Source organism: bacterium (genome assembly GCA_040756715.1).
In the GTDB taxonomy this organism is placed as follows: Bacteria; UBA9089; UBA9088; order UBA9088; family UBA9088; genus JBFLYE01.
This window is the reverse complement of record JBFLYE010000106.1, coordinates 1-3,820: the sequence shown is the minus strand read 5'-3', so window position 1 is coordinate 3,820 and position 3,820 is coordinate 1. Positions and strand designations below refer to the sequence as shown.

General features: G+C 37.1%; 5 protein-coding genes. All 5 read right to left on the bottom strand.

From position 1 onward, the window contains the following. On the bottom strand, positions 1-654 hold a 654-nt coding region (locus tag AB1397_04010), incomplete at its 3' end, for a hypothetical protein (protein ID MEW6482146.1). Between the two features lie 11 nt (positions 655-665). Next, a complete protein-coding gene (locus tag AB1397_04005; protein ID MEW6482145.1) occupies positions 666-1,028 on the bottom strand; it encodes a hypothetical protein in 363 nt (120 codons plus the stop codon). An 86-nt stretch (positions 1,029-1,114) separates the two neighbouring features. Beyond that, positions 1,115-2,482 carry a prenyltransferase/squalene oxidase repeat-containing protein gene (locus AB1397_04000; protein ID MEW6482144.1) on the bottom strand — a complete coding sequence of 456 codons (1,368 nt, stop codon included), beginning with the start codon at positions 2,480-2,482 and terminating at the stop codon, positions 1,115-1,117. After that, positions 2,479-3,201: a Yip1 family protein gene (locus AB1397_03995; GenBank protein ID MEW6482143.1), complete on the bottom strand. Its 723-nt coding sequence runs from the start codon at positions 3,199-3,201 to the stop codon at positions 2,479-2,481. The genes AB1397_04000 and AB1397_03995 overlap by 4 nt, the downstream gene beginning before the upstream one ends. After that, positions 3,198-3,620 carry a hypothetical protein gene (locus AB1397_03990; GenBank protein MEW6482142.1) on the bottom strand — a complete coding sequence of 141 codons (423 nt, stop codon included), beginning with the start codon at positions 3,618-3,620 and terminating at the stop codon, positions 3,198-3,200. Before AB1397_03990 ends, AB1397_03995 begins: the two co-directional genes overlap by 4 nt. Between the last annotated feature and the right edge of the window lie 200 nt (positions 3,621-3,820).

Sequence of the window (3,820 nt, the reverse complement as noted above, 5' to 3'; positions counted from 1 at the left end):
TAATGTTTCGTTGGCAAGCTTTTTTATCTCATCGGTTATCTGGACATCAATGGTTTCTTTGAGATAATCTTCTTCTTGTAGGGTTTTTATTCCTTTAATTGGTGTTGTTCTTGGCTCTTTAGGCTTTCTTTGTAGTGCTAATCGGTGAGGAAGTTTATTTGGATCTAATAGTCTTGGCTTTGGTTTATACTGTGCCTTTTCTAGGAAATCTTTTAATTCCTTCGTGCTCTTCGTGTCCTTCGTGGTTATTGCTTTTTTGAGTTTGGCTTGAAGTTTAGCGTAATTCTGCTCATATTGCTTAACAAACTCATAGTGCCTTTGAAGGATTTTCTCAGGCAATTTCTTTTCCTTAAGGAATTCCTCGGTTTCTTTGAATTCCTCTCTTAATTTCTCATCAAGCTTCTCAATCTCTTTCTTCTTGTCATTAAGCTTGGATTCTTGGATTTGAAATCCCCTCTTTCCCGATTCCTCTAATAGAGCCTCTAATCCCTTAATTGCTTTAACCCATTCTTCTCCTATTGTCTTTTCTGGTGCTCTGGTGCTCTGGTGCTCTGGTGCTCTGATAACACTTGCCCATAAATTCCCACCTATTGCCTGAAACCCAAAGGTTAAAAGAACCACCCAGGCGGTTGTTTTGTAAATCTTCCTTAACATCTCTTTTCCTCCTATCCTTTCTTAATCTCGGCAAGGACTTTTATAAGTTCTCTTGTAGAGGCTGCTTCTTGAGCGATAAGCTCTTTTGTAGCACGGCCTTCTTGAGCGATAAGCTCTTTTGTAGAGGCTATTTCCTGAGCGATAAGCTCTTTTGTAGAAGCCATTTCTTGGACTATAAGCTCTTTTGTAGAGGCTATTTCTTGGGTGATAACCTCTGCTATCCTTTTAAACCCCTCGTCCATCTTTCTAAACCCCTCATCCATCTTCCCGGCGATTATCTTTATCTGCCTACCATTCTGGACAAACAATAGGGTCAGGATAAAGGAAAGAAAAGCCCCGATTACCGTAAATATACATTGAAATACAAAATCCATCTATCTTCTCACCCCCTTAAATTTATTATAGCCTCATTATATTCTTGAACCCTATTTTTGTCAACAACAATTTTAAACTTTAACATCTAGCTGAACACATATAAATCATCATTAAGTTGGATGGCATCAGAAAAGAATTGAACCAACAGATTCTCTGCCTTGCTTTCTCCTGTATTGGTGATGGTGGCAGAGATAATAATCAGTTCACCGGCGGTTGGTGTAAAGGTGGATACAGAGATATTTTTAATCATAAGATCAGGTGGACCAACAACTGTTTCAGAAACAATTAAGGTAGCAGTAGCTGTATTATTCTCTTCGTTCTCTTCTTCAATAAGATTTCTTGGGTCAAAGATGGCAAGAATAGTGTATGTCCCGGCAGCAGATGATAGGCTGAGGCTGACTGTAGCATATCTTTGTGGTTCTAATCTTGGGATAAAGAGTATTGGCCCTAAGGTAGATGTGGCTATATAAAACTGGGATTCTATGCCAGTTAGGGTAGTGCTTCCTGAATTGAAGAGAGAGCCATTAAGAAGTATGGTATCAGAAGCAGAAGGTGTTCCTGGAGAGTAGGAGATATAACAGGCTTTCAGGTCTATAATAGGTGGTGGTATCAGGCTATCTTTAATCGCCCTTAAGCATAAAGCGGTAGTAAATGGGTCATTATCCCAGCTTCCATTCTCCCATTGATTGGCTAAAATATAGTTTAATAATTCCGCATTCTGCATTCCGCATTCCGCACTTGCCGAATAGGCAATGGCTTTCTCCCATAAGGATTCTGGGTTTTGGGTTATAAGCCAATTGGTGGCTTTGGTGATGGATTCCTCAAGATAATAATCTCTGCGGTATTGGTTCAGGATAAGTAGAGCAAGGGAGGTGGTGTAGACCTTACTTTCTTTTGCACTTCTATCAGCCAAAGATAGTTTCCCAGCAATTCCAAACCCTCCATCATCATTCTGATTTGATGTAAGATACCAGAGGGCAGATTCAATCACTGTGGTGTTAGAATAGTTGGCAGATTTGAGGGCTTGTAGGGCAAAGGTGGTGTCTAATACATCACTCCCATATCCCCGATCTACTCCAAACCCACCATCTTCATTTTGAGATGAAGTCAGTGTGCCAATCAGTTCTGCTGTATCTGAGCCATAGTCAGCCAAAATCTTAATCTTCCTAGCAATAGCACGAGAGCTTGTAGTTGTCTCTCTTTCAATCCATTGGATGGCTTTAGAATATGCAATATTCGTAGTTCCAAGATAATGGAATGTATTTGCTACTTCGCAAGTGATATGAAACCTTTTAGATAACATATCTGTCTCTATTCCCCAATAGCCATCAGGGTTTTGATTGGCTACCAGCCATTCCATCCCTCTTTGGATAGCCAATTCCTGCTGAGTTGCAAAGCAAAACCAGCTTGTCAAAACTACCCCTAAAGTCATTCCTTTAACTAATTTCTTCATAATATACCTCCTTGCCCTTTCAAATTTTCAAATAATAGAATTAAAGGCAGTCCTATAATAATCGCAAAAATTAGAAGCGAAAAAAGTAAGATCAATGCCTTTAAAGTACCGATGTTATGCCCTACCTTAAGGGCAATTGTCATATAAAAAATAGTAAAAATAGGAGAAAAAATTTCACTAATAGGCATTATCCTGTTAAAAAAGGCGATTTCAATAAACCATATCGGGGTAAAAAATAAAATATCGCCTATAAAAAATAAACCTAAAACCGAGAGTAAAGCATCCTTATTTCCCCTTCCATTTAAATATCTCCCCATCCAACTGTAAAAGAAACTGAGCAAGTACCATGCAGCAACTATACAAAGCCCCCCAAGTGCAAACATAGTCATAACACTAATGATAATAGAAAACAGACTTATGAAAAATTTACCCAAAATGGAAAGTTTAGCCAACCGAGAAGGTATAGAACCATTGATCATAAGTGCTATCCATACAAAAATACCCATTGCTATTATCTCTATTCTTAAAACAGCCCAGATTTTTTTGGAAGGAGTACCTAAAATTTTATTAAAATTCTCTGTGGGGTGCAAAAACATTGCTAAAGCAATTTTTAATATACCCTTTACAGTCTTCTGTGCATAAAAGTTTTCTGTTTCGCCATTGCAAGAGTTTATATTATTTTTTGATAAAGCTTGTGTAAATTTATATCCTTCTTTCATATTGGCTGTACCATTTTTTGCAAAGAATAATTAAAATTATTGGCTATTTTTAGAAAATTTAACCTTGAATAAATAGGGATGAATAAGTTAGATCTACCTGATTTCTTCTTTTTTTCATAAGAACTTAACATAATATCTATACAAATAAGTAGTAAGCAAGCAAGAATAGAACAGATTACAAATCCGAGAATTGAGTTCATTAGCATACCTATAACTACCCACGATATTGCCTTAAGCAAAAGAAGGGCTGCTACCAATTTTACAATTCCAGGAGCATCTGATGTAAATATATCAATTATTGACATAATTATTGAAACGACACTTGCCCATACCTTGGGAACAAAATTAAAGATATATTCTGCAATTTTCCATATATACTTCCATACAGTGCTACCTCCAGCAATTCCTCCAGAAATCATATAAGCTGCTCCTCCTGTATCTGGATCAGAGACAATATATCCAATACCACTCCAATTGTAGTATTGAAGATTATTGGCTCTTCACGGAATATGGTGCAAATATAATCTCTTGAAAATGTTGCACCTGAATGAGTATTATAACCCTTTAAATCTCTCTAAAAGGAGGGTAACTCAAACAGATGCAACAAATAGATTATATT

Bases quoted from the DNA above. Each gene is read 5' to 3' on its own strand.
- AB1397_04005 (MEW6482145.1), bottom strand. From the start codon at position 1,028: ATGGATTTTGTATTTCAATGTATATTTACGGTAATCGGGGCTTTTCTT.
- AB1397_04000 (MEW6482144.1), bottom strand. From the start codon at position 2,482: ATGAAGAAATTAGTTAAAGGAATGACTTTAGGGGTAGTTTTGACAAGC.
- AB1397_03995 (MEW6482143.1), bottom strand. From the start codon at position 3,201: ATGAAAGAAGGATATAAATTTACACAAGCTTTATCAAAAAATAATATA.
- AB1397_03990 (MEW6482142.1), bottom strand. From the start codon at position 3,620: ATGATTTCTGGAGGAATTGCTGGAGGTAGCACTGTATGGAAGTATATA.